At 62.7% G+C, this 17,739-nt stretch carries 10 protein-coding genes, 2 tRNA genes and 3 rRNA genes; 7 read left to right on the top strand and 8 right to left on the bottom strand.

The features are described 5' to 3' along the window. Positions 1-154 precede the first annotated feature (154 nt). A complete protein-coding gene (locus CKCBHOJB_RS05965) occupies positions 155-862 on the top strand; it encodes a fumarylacetoacetate hydrolase family protein (protein WP_281051092.1) in 708 nt (235 codons plus the stop codon). A gap of 230 nt (positions 863-1,092) precedes the next feature. Here the strand turns inward: CKCBHOJB_RS05965 and rrf are convergent. The 5 genes from rrf to CKCBHOJB_RS05940 form a co-directional block, all read right to left on the bottom strand. After that, positions 1,093-1,206, bottom strand: a 5S ribosomal RNA gene (gene rrf / locus CKCBHOJB_RS05960). A 110-nt stretch (positions 1,207-1,316) separates the two neighbouring features. Next, positions 1,317-4,203 (bottom strand): 23S ribosomal RNA (locus CKCBHOJB_RS05955). Between the two features lie 280 nt (positions 4,204-4,483). Then, a tRNA-Ala gene (locus CKCBHOJB_RS05950) sits at positions 4,484-4,559 on the bottom strand. Positions 4,560-4,584: 25 nt separating this feature from the next. Beyond that, a tRNA-Ile gene (locus CKCBHOJB_RS05945) sits at positions 4,585-4,661 on the bottom strand. A gap of 73 nt (positions 4,662-4,734) precedes the next feature. Further along, positions 4,735-6,273: ribosomal RNA gene (locus CKCBHOJB_RS05940) — 16S ribosomal RNA — on the bottom strand. Together the 16S, 23S and 5S rRNA genes with 2 tRNA genes alongside form the textbook arrangement of a ribosomal RNA operon. Positions 6,274-6,921: 648 nt before the next feature. Between CKCBHOJB_RS05940 and CKCBHOJB_RS05935 the strand changes: the two genes are divergently transcribed. Both CKCBHOJB_RS05935 and CKCBHOJB_RS05930 read left to right on the top strand, forming a co-directional pair. After that, on the top strand, positions 6,922-7,716 hold the full coding sequence (locus CKCBHOJB_RS05935; protein WP_281051091.1) for a thymidylate synthase: 795 nt from the start codon (positions 6,922-6,924) through the stop codon (positions 7,714-7,716). After that, the gene (locus CKCBHOJB_RS05930; protein ID WP_281051090.1) at positions 7,713-8,210 is read left to right on the top strand and encodes a dihydrofolate reductase; all 498 of its coding nucleotides are present in this window, start codon (positions 7,713-7,715) and stop codon (positions 8,208-8,210) included. The genes CKCBHOJB_RS05935 and CKCBHOJB_RS05930 overlap by 4 nt, the downstream gene beginning before the upstream one ends. Before the next feature lie 93 nt (positions 8,211-8,303). Here CKCBHOJB_RS05930 and CKCBHOJB_RS05925 read toward each other — a convergent pair whose 3' ends face one another. From CKCBHOJB_RS05925 to apbC, 3 genes are all read right to left on the bottom strand, one after another. Next, positions 8,304-10,547 carry an arginine/lysine/ornithine decarboxylase gene (locus CKCBHOJB_RS05925; RefSeq protein WP_281051089.1) on the bottom strand — a complete coding sequence of 748 codons (2,244 nt, stop codon included), beginning with the start codon at positions 10,545-10,547 and terminating at the stop codon, positions 8,304-8,306. A 149-nt stretch (positions 10,548-10,696) separates the two neighbouring features. Next, a complete protein-coding gene (dcd, locus tag CKCBHOJB_RS05920) occupies positions 10,697-11,263 on the bottom strand; it encodes a dCTP deaminase (RefSeq protein ID WP_048705906.1) in 567 nt (188 codons plus the stop codon). Positions 11,264-11,471: 208 nt separating this feature from the next. Beyond that, complete coding sequence (apbC, locus tag CKCBHOJB_RS05915) at positions 11,472-12,563, bottom strand: iron-sulfur cluster carrier protein ApbC (RefSeq protein ID WP_281051088.1); 1,092 nt, start codon at positions 12,561-12,563, stop codon at positions 11,472-11,474. A 170-nt stretch (positions 12,564-12,733) separates the two neighbouring features. On the opposite strand from apbC, the gene CKCBHOJB_RS05910 reads away from it, so the two are divergent. The 4 genes from CKCBHOJB_RS05910 (at position 12,734) to CKCBHOJB_RS05895 (ending at position 17,723) form a co-directional block, all read left to right on the top strand. Further along, a complete protein-coding gene (locus tag CKCBHOJB_RS05910) occupies positions 12,734-13,306 on the top strand; it encodes an OmpA family protein (RefSeq protein ID WP_281051087.1) in 573 nt (190 codons plus the stop codon). Between the two features lie 74 nt (positions 13,307-13,380). Further along, positions 13,381-15,561, top strand: coding sequence for a methionine--tRNA ligase (gene metG / locus CKCBHOJB_RS05905; RefSeq protein WP_281051086.1), 2,181 nt, complete (start codon positions 13,381-13,383; stop codon positions 15,559-15,561). A gap of 169 nt (positions 15,562-15,730) precedes the next feature. Next, entirely contained in the window at positions 15,731-17,422 is a 1,692-nt protein-coding gene (locus tag CKCBHOJB_RS05900; protein WP_281051085.1) for a SulP family inorganic anion transporter, read from the top strand. Next, positions 17,415-17,723 (top strand): acylphosphatase, encoded by a 309-nt coding sequence (locus tag CKCBHOJB_RS05895; RefSeq protein WP_281051084.1) that lies wholly within the window; start codon positions 17,415-17,417, stop codon positions 17,721-17,723. Before CKCBHOJB_RS05900 ends, CKCBHOJB_RS05895 begins: the two co-directional genes overlap by 8 nt. The last annotated feature ends 16 nt before the right edge of the window (positions 17,724-17,739 follow it).

Raw genomic sequence — 17,739 nt, 5'->3', positions numbered from 1 at the left:
GTCACGAGCAGGTCGGAGTAAGGGACGCCAACGCCTTGGCATCACAGGAAAGCCGGCATTATAGCTGACCCGCCCCCGCCTCCCCGGCGACTCCACGAGCATCCTTTAGAGCACACGCGGTAAACTGGTGACCCTTCTGGCAATGAGGCCCGACATGGCTGACATGAACTACCTCTGGACACCCCCGGCACCAGTTTCCCTGCCGGTGCGCGGCACCAGCAAACGTTTCCCGGTGAATCGACTGTTCTTCGTTGGCCGCAACTACCAGGCCCATGCACGCGAGATGGGAACCTCGGTCGACAAGGCGAGCATGCGCCCGGTGTACTTCACCAAGTTCGCGGCAATGCTCGCCGAGTCGGGAAGCACGGCCCCCTACCCGCCCGAGACCCAGGACTACCACCACGAGGTCGAACTGGTCGTTGCACTCGGCGAAGGCGGGTTTCGCGTGTCACCACAGCAGGCGGCAGGCATGATCTACGGTTACGCCTGCGGGCTGGACATGACTCGCCGCGACCTGCAGGCTGCCGCCAAGGCGAAGGGCAATCCGTGGGACGTCTCCAAGAATGTGGAAATGGGCGCGGTCTCGAGCGAAATCGTTCCCGCCGACGGGTGCGTGCTCGATGGCGGTGAAATCAGCCTCAAGGTCAATGGCGAAATGCGCCAGCATGGCGATCTCGCCGACATGATCTGGAGCATTCCGGAGATCATCGCCGACCTGTCGACCTACTACCATCTGCAGTCAGGAGACTTGATCTACACCGGCACACCGGAGGGTGTGGGGCCGGTGAGGCCTGGCGATCATCTGGAAGGATGGATCGAAGGCGTCGGCGGCCTCCGCTTCGACATCGGGCCCGCCGAATAAGTTATCGAGCGCCCTCAGCCCCCCTACGCGCGTCGGCGCACGCAAGTAGGATCAGAAAGTACGGCTACGCCTTCCGCCATCCATGGCGGGCCTTGCGTCATGTTCGCCCTCCCCCCGGCGGGGGTTTTCGGCTTTTGGCCTCGCGGGTTTCCGGGAGGCTTTTCCGTTTGCGTTCACGGCCAAACGCCCTGATTGCGGTTGGGCGCTCAGGGCGTTTGTTTTGTGGGTTAGTCTGACGATGACCTACTTTCACGAGGGCGGACCTCACTATCATCGGCGCACGGGTGTTTCACGGTCCTGTTCGGGAAGGGAAGGGGTGGTTCCACACGGCTATGGTCGTCAGACTTTGACTTGTCACCTGCGCGGTATCGCAGGCCAAAGTAGGAAGAAGTGTTGTGTGATTGTCTGGTTTTGTTGAACCAGAGAGTCGAGTTCGTTTTGTTTTGAAGGTTATAGGATCAAGCCACACGGGCAATTAGTACCGGTTAGCTGAACGTGTTGCCACGCTTACACACCCGGCCTATCAACGTTGTGGTCTTCAACGACCCTTCAGGGGGCTCGAGGCCCCGGGGAAGTCTCATCTTGAGGCGAGTTTCCCGCTTAGATGCTTTCAGCGGTTATCTCTTCCGCACATAGCTACCCGGCGATGCGACTGGCGTCACAACCGGTACACCAGGGGTGCGTCCACTCCGGTCCTCTCGTACTAGGAGCAGGCCCTCTCAAACTTCCAGCGCCCACGGCAGATAGGGACCAAACTGTCTCACGACGTTTTAAACCCAGCTCACGTACCACTTTAAATGGCGAACAGCCATACCCTTGGGACCGGCTACAGCCCCAGGATGTGATGAGCCGACATCGAGGTGCCAAACTCCGCCGTCGATGTGAACTCTTGGGCGGAATCAGCCTGTTATCCCCAGAGTACCTTTTATCCGTTGAGCGATGGCCCTTCCATACAGAACCACCGGATCACTATGACCTGCTTTCGCACCTGCTCGACGTGTGGGTCTCGCAGTCAAGCCACCTTTTGCCATTGCACTATCAGTACGATGTCCGACCGTACCTAGGTGACCTTCGTACTCCTCCGTTACCTTTTGGGAGGAGACCGCCCCAGTCAAACTGCCCACCATGCACGGTCCCCGACCTGGATTCACAGGCCTGGGTTAGAACCTCGACGACACCAGGGTGGTATTTCAAGGACGGCTCCACCAGAACTAGCGTCCTGGCTTCATAGCCTCCCACCTATCCTACACAAGTCCCGTCAAAGTCCAATGCAAAGCTACAGTAAAGGTTCATGGGGTCTTTCCGTCTAGCCGCGGGGAGATTGCATCTTCACAAACATTTCAACTTCGCTGAGTCTCAGGAGGAGACAGTGTGGCCATCGTTACGCCATTCGTGCAGGTCGGAACTTACCCGACAAGGAATTTCGCTACCTTAGGACCGTTATAGTTACGGCCGCCGTTTACCGGGGCTTCGATCAAGAGCTTGCACCCCATCACTTAACCTTCCGGCACCGGGCAGGCGTCACACCCTATACGTCCACTTTCGTGTTTGCAGAGTGCTGTGTTTTTAATAAACAGTCGCAGCCACCGATTCTCTGCGACCCCTTTCCGCTCCAGCCGCGAGGGCTTTCACGTACGAGGGGCATACCTTCTCCCGAAGTTACGGTATCAATTTGCCGAGTTCCTTCTCCTGAGTTCTCTCAAGCGCCTTGGTATTCTCTACCAGCCCACCTGTGTCGGTTTGCGGTACGGTCACTCTATGACTGAAGCTTAGAGGCTTTTCCTGGAAGCTGGGTATCACTCACTTCGGATCCGAGGATCCTCGTCATCACGCCTCATCTAAGCCACGCGGATTTGCCTACGCGGCACGACTACACGCTTAAACCACCTATTCCAACAGATGGCCGAGCTAACCTTCTCCGTCCCCCCATCGCATCATAGAGCGGTACAGGAATATTGACCTGTTTCCCATCGACTACGCATTTCTGCCTCGCCTTAGGGGCCGACTCACCCTGCGCCGATGAACGTTGCGCAGGAAACCTTGGGCTTACGGCGAGGGTGCTTTTCACACCCTTTATCGCTACTCATGTCAGCATTCGCACTTCCGATACCTCCAGCATCCCTTACGAGACACCTTCGCAGGCTTACGGAACGCTCCCCTACCACGTGTCAAAGACACATCCGCAGCTTCGGTTCATGGCTTGAGCCCCGTTACATCTTCCGCGCAGGACGACTCGACTAGTGAGCTATTACGCTTTCTTTAAAGGATGGCTGCTTCTAAGCCAACCTCCTAGCTGTCTGTGCCTTCCCACCTCGTTTGCCACTTAGCCATGCATTTGGGACCTTAGCTGGCGGTCTGGGTTGTTTCCCTCTTGACACCGGACGTTAGCACCCGATGTCTGTCTGCCGTATATCACTTTGCGGTATTCGGAGTTTGCTATCGCGGGGTAGATCGCAATGACCCCCCCAACGATTACAGTGCTCTACCCCCGCAAGTGTCCGTACGACGCACTACCTAAATAGTTTTCGGGGAGAACCAGCTATTTCCGGATTTGTTTAGCCTTTCACCCCTATCCACAGCTCATCCCCTAACTTTTCAACGTTAGTGGGTTCGGACCTCCAGTACCTGTTACGGCACCTTCATCCTGGCCATGGATAGATCATCCGGTTTCGGGTCTACGCCCTGCAACTCAGTCGCCCTTATCAGACTCGCTTTCGCTACGCCTCCCCTACTCGGTTAAGCTCGCTACAGAACGTAAGTCGCTGACCCATTATACAAAAGGTACGCAGTCACCCCTTACGAGGCTCCCACTGTTTGTATGCATGCGGTTTCAGGATCTATTTCACTCCCCTCCCGGGGTTCTTTTCGCCTTTCCCTCACGGTACTGGTTCACTATCGGTCGATCACGAGTATTTAGCCTTGGAGGATGGTCCCCCCATCTTCAGACAGGATTTCTCGTGTCCCGCCCTACTTGTCGCACGCTCAGACCCGCCACCGGCTTTTCGCATACGGGACTATCACCCTGTATCGTCGGACTTTCCAGACCGTTTTGCTAAGCTGATGGTTTAGTCGTGCAGGCTGCTCCGCGTTCGCTCGCCACTACTTGCGGAATCTCGGTTGATTTCTGTTCCTCGAGCTACTTAGATGTTTCAGTTCGCTCGGTTCGCCTCCTCAGACCTATGTATTCAGTCTGGGATACCCCTTGCGGGGTGGGTTTCCCCATTCGGACATCGTGGGATCAAAGCTCTATTGCCAGCTCCCCCACGCTTTTCGCAGGCTTACACGTCCTTCATCGCCTGTGATCGCCAAGGCATCCACCACATGCACTTAGTCGCTTGATCCTATAACCTTGGACCCTCTTCGATGTTGCCATCCCGAAGGCCCGCGTACAGGAACGAACTCGTTTGTGCGGCCACACCACTGCTGACAACGGTGATGTGACCAATGCAATCACACAACTTGCAGTACGCACCGGCTCGGTACGTACTGCACTTCTTCCACTTTGTTAAAGAGCGAACCTCAATGACCGGCAGCTACGCTGCCGTTCAAGAAGTAAGAGATACCGACACCGACACCGGTGCGCGTCATCTCTTACTTCTCGTCTCGAGCCTTGGACACGACTGGTGGAGCTGGTCGGGATCGAACCGACGACCTACGGCTTGCAAAGCCGCCGCTCTCCCAGCTGAGCTACAGCCCCCCACTGCTTCGAGCAACCAATTGATTGGTGGGTCTGGTTGGGTTCGAACCAACGACCCCCGCCTTATCAAGACGGTGCTCTAACCAGCTGAGCTACAGACCCTCTCATCCGAGGCTCTTCGCCTGAACAACCGATAAGTTGTGGATACTTGATGGAACAGTGGCCTGTTCTCTTGAAAGGAGGTGATCCAGCCGCACCTTCCGATACGGCTACCTTGTTACGACTTCACCCCAGTCATGAATCTCACCGTGGTAAGCGCCCTCCCGAAGGTTAAGCTACCTACTTCTGGTGAAACCCACTCCCATGGTGTGACGGGCGGTGTGTACAAGACCCGGGAACGTATTCACCGCAGCATGCTGATCTGCGATTACTAGCGATTCCGACTTCACGTAGTCGAGTTGCAGACTACGATCCGGACTACGATCGGCTTTAAGGGATTGGCTCCACCTCGCGGCTTGGCAACCCTCTGTACCGACCATTGTATGACGTGTGAAGCCCTACCCATAAGGGCCATGAGGACTTGACGTCATCCCCACCTTCCTCCGGTTTGTCACCGGCAGTCTCACTAGAGTGCCCAACTAAATGATGGCAACTAGTGACAAGGGTTGCGCTCGTTGCGGGACTTAACCCAACATCTCACGACACGAGCTGACGACAGCCATGCAGCACCTGTGTTCTGGCTCCCGAAGGCACCCTCGCCTCTCAGCAAGGTTCCAGACATGTCAAGGGTAGGTAAGGTTTTTCGCGTTGCATCGAATTAATCCACATCATCCACCGCTTGTGCGGGTCCCCGTCAATTCCTTTGAGTTTTAACCTTGCGGCCGTACTCCCCAGGCGGTCGACTTCACGCGTTAGCTGCGTCACTCAGTGCATTGCTGCTCCGAACGACTAGTCGACATCGTTTAGGGCGTGGACTACCAGGGTATCTAATCCTGTTTGCTCCCCACGCTTTCGTGCATGAGCGTCAGTACAGGCCCAGGGGGCTGCCTTCGCCATCGGTGTTCCTCCTGATCTCTACGCATTTCACTGCTACACCAGGAATTCCACCCCCCTCTGCCGTACTCTAGCCTTGCAGTCACAAACGCAGTTCCCAGGTTAAGCCCGGGGATTTCACATCTGTCTTACAAAACCGCCTGCGCACGCTTTACGCCCAGTAATTCCGATTAACGCTCGCACCCTACGTATTACCGCGGCTGCTGGCACGTAGTTAGCCGGTGCTTCTTAGTCCGGTACCGTCATCCACGCGCTATGTTAGAGCGCGCGATTTCTTCCCGGCCGAAAGAGCTTTACAACCCGAAGGCCTTCTTCACTCACGCGGCATGGCTGGATCAGGCTTGCGCCCATTGTCCAAAATTCCCCACTGCTGCCTCCCGTAGGAGTCTGGGCCGTGTCTCAGTCCCAGTGTGGCGGATCATCCTCTCAGACCCGCTACGGATCGTCGCCTAGGTGAGCCTTTACCTCACCTACTAGCTAATCCGACATCGGCCGCTCCAATCGCGCGAGGTTCCAAAGAATCCCCCGCTTTCCCCCTCAGGGCGTATGCGGTATTAGCGTACCTTTCGATACGTTATCCCCCACGACATGGGCACGTTCCGATGCATTACTCACCCGTTCGCCACTCGCCGGCAGGCCGAAGCCCCCGCTGCCGTTCGACTTGCATGTGTAAAGCATGCCGCCAGCGTTCAATCTGAGCCAGGATCAAACTCTTAAGTTCAATCCAGCAAAGTACTCAAATAACTGACTTACATCAGCATGAGCACCTAATCATTGTGAAACCAAATCGCCGAAACGATCCGACCACAACCACCAAGCACCCACACTTATCGGTTGTTCAACTTTTTAAAGAGCGCCGCATTCGCTGCAGCAGAGAGGCGAAATTATGATCAACTTCGATTTCGCTGTCAAGCACCTCGAGAATCTTTTTTCCAACCGCCCCGGCTCAACACCGAAACAAAAGACCCCAAAGCACCCACTCCACCCCTCGCCTTCCGCACCACTCCGCTTCCGTAGAAACCGCCGCAGCGCCGAAGAGCTGCGCATTATAGACATCAAAAAAAACGCGTCAACAACGAAAAGACATAAAGATTCTTATGAAGCCATGCACTGCGAAGCGACCACAGGGGCACCGCTCCTGCGCGTCTGGCGCCACGACCGCCGCGACGCGCCGAGAATGCGCGCTTCGGGCGCGATCTGGCTGTCCTGCCTCCTTCCAATCTATCCCCCTCTGCAATAGAGGACGATCTTGCGGAGTCCTGCACGCCCATCCGTGAGGACATCAGCGGGACCACCACCACAGTCCACCCGCACGAGAAACGGCGGCGACGGCACGGTAGAATCGTTTTTTTTGTTGCCGGGTTGCCCCATGCGCCAGTACCTCGACCTCATGAGCCACGTGCTCGAACACGGCGATCGCAAGACCGACCGCACCGGCACCGGGACCTTGTCGGTCTTCGGTTGGCAGATGCGTTTCCGCCTGCAGGATGGGTTCCCCCTGCTGACCACCAAGAAGCTTCACACCCGCTCGATCATCCACGAGTTGCTGTGGTTCCTGCAGGGCGACACGAACATCCGCTATCTGAAGGAAAACGGCGTTTCGATCTGGGACGAATGGGCGGACGAGAACGGCGACCTGGGCCCGGTCTACGGTAAGCAGTGGCGCCGCTGGGAGGCAGCCGACGGACGGAGCATCGACCAGATCGGTCGGCTGGTCGATGGCATCAAACACAACCCCGACTCACGGCGCCATCTGGTCTCGGCGTGGAATCCGGCCGAGGTCGACAACATGGCGCTGCCGCCCTGCCACGCGCTGTTCCAGTTCTACGTCGCCAACGGCCGCCTCTCCTGCCAGCTTTACCAGCGCAGCGCAGACATCTTCCTGGGCGTGCCATTCAACATCGCGTCCTACGCTCTGCTCACGCACATGGTCGCGCAGGTCTGCGAACTCGCGCCGGGTGATTTCATCTGGACCGGCGGCGACTGCCACCTCTACCTCAACCACCTCGAACAAGCGCGCGAGCAGCTTGGCCGCGAACCCCGCACGCTGCCGCGGCTCCGCATCAACCCCGAGGTCAGGGACATCTTCGCTTTCCGCTTCGAGGATTTCGCGCTCGAAGGCTATGACCCGCACCCTCACATCAAGGCACCGGTCGCCGTATGAGCAAGACACCCGAGATCGTCATCGTCGCCGCCCTCGCCCGCAATGGCGTGATCGGCCGCGACAACGACCTGCCCTGGCGCCTCAAGGCCGACCTCCAGCACTTTCGGGCCCTGACCATGGGGCATCCGATCCTGATGGGGCGTAACACCTGGGAGTCGCTCGGTCGCCCGCTGCCAGGACGGCGCAACATGGTGGTCAGCCGTGATCCGCAGTTCCGGGCCGACGGTGCGGAGGTTTTCGCCAGCCCCGAGGCGGCGATCGCCGCCGCGGCGGGCGCCGAGCGCATCTTCGTGATCGGCGGAGCCCAACTCTACGCCAAGCTGCTGGCGCACGCCGAGCGGCTGGTGCTGACCGAGGTCTGGGCGGACGTCGAGGGCGACGCGCATTTTCCGATGCTGGATCGCGACGACTTCATCGAGGAGCGGCGCGATTCGCGCCAGGCAGACGCGGACAACGAGTTCGACTTCGATTTCGTCGAGTATCGCCGGCGCTGAGCACCGGCAAGCGCGCGACACCCGTCGACAAAAATGGGCCGCTCGCAGCGGCCCATTCTTCTTTGCGACCCCATGGCAAGGGCTCGAAGCGCGTCAGTCCTTCACGCAATCCACGTGGTAGCGCCCGTCCTCGCCCTTCACGAGGCCGTGAATGTCGGTCTCGAAGCCGGGGAAGCGTGCGTTGAAGTCGCGCGCGAACTTCAGGTAGCGCACGATCGTCGCGTTGAAGCGTTCGCCCGGGATCAGCAGCGGGATGCCCGGCGGATAGGGCGTGACCAGCATCGCGGTGACGCGGCCCTCGAGTTCGTCCAGCGCCACGCGCTCGATCTCGCGGTGCGCCATCTTGGCGAAGGCGTCCGCCGGCTTCATCGCCGGGACCATGTCCGACAGGTACATCTCGGTGGTCAGGCGCGCGACGTCGTGCGTCTTGTAGAAGCTGTGGATCTGGTTGCACAGATCCTTCAGGCCGACACGCTCGTAGCGCGGGTGCTTGGCGATGAACTCCGGCATCACGCGCCACAGCGGCTGGTTGCGGTCGTAGTCGTCCTTGAACTGCTGCAGCTCGGTCACCATCGTGTTCCAGCGGCCCTTGGTGATGCCGATCGTGAACATGATGAAGAACGAGTACAGGCCGGTCTTCTCTACGATGATGCCGTGTTCGGCAAGGTACTTGGTGACGATCGCCGCGGGGATGCCGGTGTGCTCGGCGAAATCGCCGTCCATGTTCAGGCCCGGGGTGATGATCGTGGCCTTGATCGGATCGAGGATGTTGAAGCCTTCGGCCAGGTCGCCGAAGCCGTGCCAGCGCTCGCCGGCCTTCAGCGTCCAGTCGTCGCGGTGGCCGATACCCTCCTCGGCCAGGTACTCCGGCCCCCACACCTGGAACCACCACTCGTCCTCGCCGAACTCGGCGTCGACCTTGCGCATCGCGCGCCGGAACTCCACCGCTTCAGACAGCGATTCATTGACCAGCGCGGTACCACCCGGCGCCTCCATCATCGCCGCTGCCACGTCGCAGGACGCGATGATCGCGTACTGCGGCGAAGTCGAGGTATGCATCAGGTAGGCCTCGTTGAAGATGTCGCGGTCGAGCTTGCGGGTCTGCGAGTCCTGCACCAGGATCTGCGAGGCCTGCGACAGGCCGGCAAGCAGCTTGTGCGTCGACTGGGTCGAGAACACCATCGACTCGCGGCAGCGCGGACGGTCGGCGCCGATCGCGTGGTAGTCGCCATAGAAGTCGTGGAAGGCCGCGTGCGGCAGCCAGGCTTCGTCGAAGTGCAGGGTGTCGATCTCGCCATCGAGCATGTCCTTGATGGTCTCGACGTTGTACACCACGCCATCGTAGGTCGACTGGGTGATGGTCAGGATGCGTGGTTTCTTGTTCTTGGCCTCACGGGCGAACGGGTTGGCATCGATCTTCTTCTGGATGTTCTCCACCGAGAACTCCTCGAGCGGGATCGGGCCGATGATGCCGTAGTGGTTGCGCGTCGGCGTCAGGAACACCGGCACCGCACCGGTCATGATGATCGAGTGGAGGATGGACTTGTGGCAGTTGCGGTCGACGACGACGATGTCGCCGGGCGCGACCGTCGTGTGCCACACCATCTTGTTCGAGGTCGAGGTGCCGTTGGTGACGAAGTACAGGTGGTCGCAGTTGAAGATGCGCGCCGCGTTGCGCTCGCTTGCCGCCACCGGGCCGGTGTGGTCGAGCAGCTGGCCGAGCTCGTCAACCGCATTGCATACGTCCGCGCGCAGCATGTTCTCGCCGAAGAACTGGTGGAACATCTGTCCTACCGGGCTCTTCAGGAAGGCGACACCGCCCGAGTGCCCCGGACAGTGCCACGAATACGAGCTGTCGGCCGCATAGTGCACCAGCGCGCGGAAGAAAGGCGGCGCCAGCGAATCGAGGTAGTTCTTCGCCTCGCGCACCACGTAGCGTGCGATGAATTCCGGCGTGTCCTCGAACATGTGGATGAAGCCGTGCATCTCGCGCAGCACGTCATTCGGGATGTGGCGCGTGGTGCGCGTCTCGCCGTGCAGGAAGATCGGGATGTCGGCGTTGCGGAAGCGGATCTCGACGACGAAGGCGCGCAGGTCGGCGATTGCCTTGGCCGAGGCCTCGGGCGACGAGAACTCCTCGTCGTCGATCGACAGGATGAAGGTCGAGCCGCGGCTCTGCTGCTGCGCGAAGGAGGTCAGGTCGCCATAGCTGGTGACGCCGAGCACCTCCATGCCCTCTTCCTCGATCGCCTTGGCGAGCGCGCGGATCCCCAGTCCCGAGGTGTTCTCCGAGCGGAAGTCCTCGTCGATGATGATGATGGGGAAGTGGAATCGCATCCTGGTCGTCTCCAGCGGGGTCCTTGCGGGACGGAAAAGTGAAAGTGTAACCCCCGCGCCATTGCCCGGACGTTACCGAAATTGAATCGAAAAAAGCACAAGGGGCCGTCAGGCGGCCCCGTGGAGTCAGCGGCGCGACGCGTCGGCGCTCAGATCTTGGGCAGGGTGACGCCGGTCTGGCCGAGGTACTTTCCGCCGCGGTCCTTGTAGGACGTCTCGCACACCTCGTCCGACTCGAAGAACAGCATCTGCGCTACGCCCTCGTTGGCGTAGATCTTGGCCGGCAGCGGCGTGGTGTTGGAGAACTCGAGCGTCACGTGGCCCTCCCACTCGGGCTCGAGCGGGGTGACGTTCACGATGATGCCGCAGCGCGCGTAGGTGCTCTTGCCCAGACACACCGTCAGCACGCTCCGCGGAATGCGGAAGTACTCGACCGTGCGCGCCAGCGCGAAGGAGTTCGGCGGGATGATGCACACGTCGCCGGTGAAATCGACGAAGTTGCGCGCATCGAAGTCCTTCGGGTCGACGATGGTCGAGTTGATGTTGGTGAAGATCTTGAATTCGTTCGCCACGCGCACATCGTAGCCGTAGCTCGAGGTGCCGTAGGAGACGATGCGGCCGCTGTCGTTGCTGCGCACCAGTTCCGGCGCGAAAGGCTCGATCATGCCGGCCTCTTGGGCCATGCGGCGGATCCACTTGTCGGACTTGATGGACATGGGCGCGGGTTCCAGCGGTTGCGTTGCGGCCGACGGCCGGTCGGAAAAGCGGCGTAGTGTAGGACAAGCGCCGCGACGGGGAAAGCCTTCGTCGCGGCATTGTTGCTGCAGCGCAAAACGCCATGCAGCCCAGACCCTCGTCCGCGCGCGGCACCCGAGTCCGCCACGCCGGAGGGGGTAGCGGCCCCGGGCGCGCGTCACCCCTGCATCAGGTGTTCTTGATGACGATGTTCGGGAACTTGTGGGTCATGTCCTTGGAGCGCTCTGCGATGCGTACCGCGACCTTGCGCGCGATCTGCTTGTAGGTCGCCGCGATGCGGCCATCGGGGTCGGCGACCACGGTGGGCGTGCCGCCGTCGGCCTCGGTCCGGATCTGTATGTCGAGCGGCAGCGCGCCGAGGAAGGGGATGTTGAAGTCCGCGCACATCTTCTCGCCGCCGCCCTGGCCGAAGATGTGTTCCTCGTGGCCGCACTTCGAACAGATGTGGATGCTCATGTTCTCGACCACGCCGAGGATGGGCACGCCCACCTTCTCGAACATCTTCACACCCTTGCGCGCGTCGAGCAGCGCGATGTCCTGCGGCGTGGTGACGATGACCGCGCCGGTCACCGGCACGCTCTGCGACAGCGTCAGCTGGATGTCGCCGGTGCCCGGCGGCATGTCGATGACGAGGTAGTCGAGGTCGTTCCAGGCGGTGTCCTTGAGCATCTGGTTGAGGGCCTGGGTCGCCATCGGTCCGCGCCACACCATCGGCGTGTCGGGATCGATCAGGAAGCCGATCGACATCGCCTGGATGCCGAAGGCCTCGAGCGGGATCATGGTCTTGCCGTCGTCCGACACCGGGCGCTGGTCGCCGATGCCCAGCATCTGCGGCTGCGAGGGGCCGTAGATGTCGGCGTCGAGGAGGCCGACACGCGCGCCCTCGGCCGCCAGCGCGAGCGCGAGGTTGGCCGCGGTCGTGCTCTTGCCGACGCCGCCCTTGCCGGAGGCCACCGCGATGATGTTGCGCACGCCCGGCAGCAGCTTCACCCCCTGCTGCACCGCGTGGGCGACGACCTTGCTGGTCACCTTCACTTCCACGCGCTCGACGCCGGGCAGCTTCGCCACCGCCTCGCTCAGCAGCGCGCGGATCGGCTCGTGCTGACTCTTCGCCGGGTAACCGAGCTCGACGTCGAAGCGCACCGTGCCGCCGTCGACGGAAAGGTTGCGGATGGCGCGGCCGGCCACGAAATCCTTGCCGGTGTTCGGGTCGATCACCCGCTTGAGCGCTTCGGTTACGGTTTGCTGGTCAAGACTCATCGCGTTGTCCTCGAAAATCGGTGCACCCGCTGCCGGGTGAAAGCGGCAGAATCATACCGGAGCGGGCGGATTCACTCACCCGCGATCTGAGCAGGGTTTCTCCCTGCGGTTCCCCTGGCTTCTCCCATCCGCGCCGCGCTTCTGCCGTGCGCAATCGTGCATTACCCGAAATGAACACCTCACGACTGATCCGTTTGCTGCCCGCAGTGGGCCTCGTCTCGCTGCTCGCCGCCTGCGCCACCCCCGCCAGCGTTCAAACCTCCGACCCGATCAACCGCCACGCCCTAGTCCGTACCCCGACGGCCGAGCCAGACTGGTCCGCCCTGCAACAGCGCCTCGCCGCCGCCAGCGCAGGCGTGAAAGGCATCGAGATCGGCCGCGCCGACAGGCAGGGCCTGCGCCTGCAGATCCCGGTGGCCGACGGCTTCGCGAGCGGAAAAACGGAGATCCGCACCTCGCTCGCCAAGGCGCTCGACGCGCTGGCACCTGTGCTGGCCCCCGAGGAAGGCGCAGCGGTGAAGGTGGTCGGCCACACCGACAGCCAGGGCAGCGAGATGATCAACCTGCAACTGTCGATCGCGCGCGCCGAAGCGGTGGTGGAATACCTGCGCCAGCGCGGCATCGCGCTCGAGCGCCTGTCCGCCGACGGCCGCGGCGAGGCCGACCCGCTGACCAGCAACGCCACCGAGGACGGGCGCACCCGCAACCGCCGGATCGAACTGATCCTCAGCCGCCAACCCTGAGGCCTGCGCATGCAGGCTCCGCGCCCGCTTTGTTAAACTCCTGTCTTTATCAAGCCGATCCGTCCCCAGACACCATGCCCCGCAAGATCCTCGTCACCAACGCCCTGCCCTACGCCAACGGCGACATCCACCTCGGCCACCTGGTGGGCTACATCCAGGCCGACATCTGGGTGCGCTACCAGCGCATGCGCGGCCATGCGGTGCACTACGTCTGTGCGGACGACACCCACGGCACGCCGGTCATGCTGCGCGCCGAGAAGGAAGGCCTCACGCCCGAGCAGCTGATCGACCGCGTCCACGGCGAGCACCTGCGCGACTTCACCGCCTTCGGCGTCGCCTTCGACAACTACCACTCCACCCACAGCGCCGAGAACCGCCTCTACGCCGAGGACATCTACGCCAGGCTCAAGGCCGGCGGCCTCATCGACACGCGCTCGATCGAGCAGTACTACGACCCGGTCAAGGAGATGTTCCTCCCCGACCGCTTCATCAAGGGCGAGTGCCCCAAGTGCGGCGCGGCCGACCAGTATGGCGACAACTGCGAGGCCTGCGGCGCGGCCTACGCCCCCACCGAACTCAAGAACCCGTACTCGGCGGTCTCGGGCGCCAAGCCGGTGCTGAAGACCTCGGAGCACTACTTCTTCCGCCTGTCGGACGAGCGCGCGGTCGCCTTCCTTCGGGAGTGGACGCGCGGCACCAACGCCGCCGGCGAGCGCCGCCTGCAGGCGGAAGCGGCCAACAAGATGAAGGAGTGGCTGGGCGAGGAAGGCGAGAACAAGCTTTCCGACTGGGACATCTCGCGTGACGCGCCCTACTTCGGCTTCGAGATCCCGGGCGCGCCGGGCAAGTACTTCTACGTCTGGCTGGACGCGCCGATCGGCTACCTCGCCAGCTTCCGCAACCTCGCCGCCAAGCGCGCCGCCGCCGGCGAGACGATCGCGGTCGAGGACTACACCGACGCCGCCCGCGCCGCCGCAGCCGGCACCGAGATGGTGCACTTCATCGGCAAGGACATCCTTTATTTCCACGCCCTGTTCTGGCCGGCGATGCTGAAGTTCGCCGGCTACGCCACGCCCAGCCAGTTGTGCGTCAACGGCTTCCTCACCGTCGACGGCGCCAAGATGAGCAAGAGCCGCGGCACCTTCATCACCGCGCACTCCTACATCACGCAGAAGCTCAACCCCGAGTGGCTGCGCTATTACTTCGCCGGCAAGTCGAACGGCACCATGGAAGACGTCGATCTCAACCTCGACGACATGATCGCCAAGGTCAATTCGGACCTCGTCGGCAAGTTCGTGAACATCGCCAGCCGCTGCGCCGGCTTCATCGGCAAGCGCTTCGACGGCAGGCTGGGCGAGGTCGATGCCGCCGCCTGCGCCGAATTCGCCGCCGCGTGGACCGATGGCCGCATCGCCGCTGCCTATGACGAACGCGACTACAGCCGCGCGCTGCGCGAGATCATGCGTCTGGCCGACGTCGCCAACCAGTACGTCAACGACCACAAGCCCTGGGAGCTCGCCAAGCAGGAGGGCCAGGAAGCCCGCCTGCATTCGGTGTGCAGCACCGCGCTGACCATGTTCCGCGACCTCACCCGCTATCTCAAGCCGGTGCTGCCGGCGCTGGCCGCGCAGGTCGAGGCCTTCCTCGCCATCCCGGCCATGGACTGGCAGGGCGAGTGGGCGGCGCTGCCCGCCGGCCACACCATCCAGGCTTACAGCCACCTGATGACCCGCGTCGAGCGCAAGCAGATCGATGCGCTCCTCGAAGCCAACCGCGAGTCGCTCGCCCCGGCTGCCGCGGCGCCGGTCAAGGAAGCGGCGGTCGCCAAGGCCGCATCCTCGCAGCAGCGCCATGCGGAAAAGCAGCAGCACGCCGCGCAGGCGGCCGAGACGCCCTCGGCGCACATCGCGATCGACGACTTCACCAAGGTCGACCTGCGCATCGCCAGGATCGTCAATGCCGAGCACGTCGAGGGCGCCGACAAGCTCATCCGCCTCTCGCTCGACATCGGCGAAACCGACGATGCCGGCAACCCCAGGCCGCGCCAGGTCTTCGCCGGCATCAAGTCGGCCTACGATCCGGCGACGCTGGTCGGGCGCATGACGGTGATGGTCGCCAATCTCGCGCCGCGCAAGATGAAGTTCGGCATGAGCGAGGGCATGGTGCTCGCCGCCTCCGACGCCGAAGGCAAGACCCCCGGCCTCTTCATCCTGTCGCCGGACGCCGGCGCGCAGCCCGGCATGAAGGTGAAGTAAGCCCGCCCCGTCGCCATGCCGCTCACACCCTCGAAACGCTGGATCGTCCTGCACCACGCGGGTCGAGGGTGACCGTCTCCGCAGCCCGCGCCGCCTGTCGTAACCTGGTTCGCAGCGGCGCTGTCCGGGCCTCGCGCCCCGTCCTGTTCAAGTACGCAGCGGAGACAGCATGAAAATCAACTTCCGTCCCAAGCTTCTCGACACCCTGTCCGGTTACGGCCGCGCAGCCTTCGTCGGCGACCTCTCCGCCGGCATCACCGTCGGCGTGCTCGCGCTACCGCTGGCGATGGCATTCGCAATCGCCTCCGGCATGTCGCCCACCGCCGGCATCTGGACCGCGATCGTCGCCGGCTTCCTGATCGCCCTGCTCGGCGGATCGAAGGTACAGATCGGTGGTCCCACCGGCGCCTTCATCCCGATCATCTACGCCATCGTCGCCGACCTCGGCGTGCAGAACCTGCTCATCGCCACGATGATGTCCGGCGTGCTGCTGTTCGCAATGGGTGCGCTGCGCCTGGGCAACATGATCCGCTTCATCCCGCTGTCGGTGGTCATCGGCTTCACCAACGGCATCGCGGTGGTGATCTTCATCTCGCAGATCAAGGACTTCCTCGGCCTCAAGATCGACAACCTGCCGGGCGAGTTCTTCGCCAAGATGGGCGCGCTGATCGCGGCGCTGCCGACGGTGGACCTGCCCACGGTGGCGGTCGCCGTCGTGTCGCTGGCGATCCTGGTGGCGTGGAACCGGCAGGCGGTCAGGACCGCGTGGATGCGCCGCCTGCCCGGACCGCTCGCGGTGCTGATCGTCATGACCGCGGTGAATGCGCTGGCGGCCCTGCCGGTCGACACCATCGGCAGCCGCTTCGGCGGCATCCCGCAGGAGATCCCGGCCTTCGGCCTGCCGGAACTGAGCCTGTCGGCGCTCGGCAAGCTGATCGCGCCGGCGATCACGATCGCACTGCTGGGCGCCATCGAGTCGCTGCTCTCCGCCCGCGTCGCCGACAGCCAGATCGACGACCGCCACGACCCCAACCAGGAGTTGATGGCCCAGGGCATCGCCAACCTCGCCGCGCCGCTGTTCGGCGGCTTCGCCGCCACCGGCGCGATCGCGCGCACCGCCACCAACATCCGCACCGGCGGCCGCACGCCGGTCGCCGGCATCATCCACGCCGCCGTGCTGCTCGCCATCGTGCTCGCGCTCGCCCCGCTCGCCAGCCACATCCCGCTCGCCACGCTGTCGGCGATCGTGGTCATGGTGTCGATCAACATGGGCGAATGGCACGCCTTCGCGCCGCGGGAGCTGGCGCGCTACTCGCTGCAGTACCGCACCATCCTGCTCGGCACCTTCCTGGTCACCGTGGTGTTCGACCTCACGCTGGCAGTCGAGATCGGCATGGTGCTGGCGAGCCTGTTCTTCATGTACCGCATGTCGGACCTCACCCGCATCGAGCGCATCGCCCTGCCCGAGCTCGACGGCGCGGAGACCCAGCTGCGCGAGGACGGCACGCCGCGCATCCTCGCCTACAAGCTCTCCGGCAGCCTCTTCTTCGGTGCCGCCAACAAGCTCGAGAACCTGCTGCTGATGCAGGACGGCCACCCCGACGTGGTGATCCTCGACATGGACCGCGTGATCAGCCTCGACACCACCGGCCTCGACATCCTGCAGACCCTGCACCGCAACCTGCAGAAGCGCGGCGCCCACATGATCCTGTGCCGGCTCGGCTCGCAGCCGGGCTCCATCGTGTTCCGCTCGGGTTTCCTCGACCGCCTGGGCGACGACAACATCACCGCCACGCTCGAAGAGGCCTTGCAGCGCGCCCGCCAGCTGAGCGGCAAGGCCCCGGAGATCGCCTATGCCTGACACCGCCAGCGCGGGCGCACGGCGGACGGTCGCCCGTCTGCTCAGGATCCACGGCCGCGTGCAGGGAGTCTGGTATCGCGCCAGCGCACAGGCGGAAGCGTCACGGCTGGGCCTCGTGGGCTGGGTGCGCAACCGCAGCGACGGCAGCGTGGAGGCCCTGGCGATCGGACCACACATGGCGGTCGAGGCCTTCATCGCCTGGGCACACCAGGGTCCGCCTAAGGCGCAGGTGTCGCGCGTCGAGGCGATCGACACCGAGCCCGAGGCGCTCAGCGGCTTCGAGCAGCGGCCGACGATCTGAGCGCTGCGGCCGCCAG

The organism is Thauera sp. GDN1 (assembly GCF_029223545.1).
Classification (GTDB): domain Bacteria; phylum Pseudomonadota; class Gammaproteobacteria; order Burkholderiales; family Rhodocyclaceae; genus Thauera.
The sequence above is the reverse complement of the archived record's forward strand: the minus strand, read 5'-3'. Positions and strand labels throughout refer to the sequence as shown.

Bases quoted from the DNA above. Each gene is read 5' to 3' on its own strand.
- CKCBHOJB_RS05965 (WP_281051092.1), top strand. From the start codon at position 155: ATGGCTGACATGAACTACCTCTGGACACCCCCGGCACCAGTTTCCCTG.
- CKCBHOJB_RS05935 (WP_281051091.1), top strand. From the start codon at position 6,922: ATGCGCCAGTACCTCGACCTCATGAGCCACGTGCTCGAACACGGCGAT.
- CKCBHOJB_RS05930 (WP_281051090.1), top strand. From the start codon at position 7,713: ATGAGCAAGACACCCGAGATCGTCATCGTCGCCGCCCTCGCCCGCAAT.
- CKCBHOJB_RS05925 (WP_281051089.1), bottom strand. From the start codon at position 10,547: ATGCGATTCCACTTCCCCATCATCATCATCGACGAGGACTTCCGCTCG.
- dcd (WP_048705906.1), bottom strand. From the start codon at position 11,263: ATGTCCATCAAGTCCGACAAGTGGATCCGCCGCATGGCCCAAGAGGCC.
- apbC (WP_281051088.1), bottom strand. From the start codon at position 12,563: ATGAGTCTTGACCAGCAAACCGTAACCGAAGCGCTCAAGCGGGTGATC.
- CKCBHOJB_RS05910 (WP_281051087.1), top strand. From the start codon at position 12,734: ATGAACACCTCACGACTGATCCGTTTGCTGCCCGCAGTGGGCCTCGTC.
- metG (WP_281051086.1), top strand. From the start codon at position 13,381: ATGCCCCGCAAGATCCTCGTCACCAACGCCCTGCCCTACGCCAACGGC.
- CKCBHOJB_RS05900 (WP_281051085.1), top strand. From the start codon at position 15,731: ATGAAAATCAACTTCCGTCCCAAGCTTCTCGACACCCTGTCCGGTTAC.
- CKCBHOJB_RS05895 (WP_281051084.1), top strand. From the start codon at position 17,415: ATGCCTGACACCGCCAGCGCGGGCGCACGGCGGACGGTCGCCCGTCTG.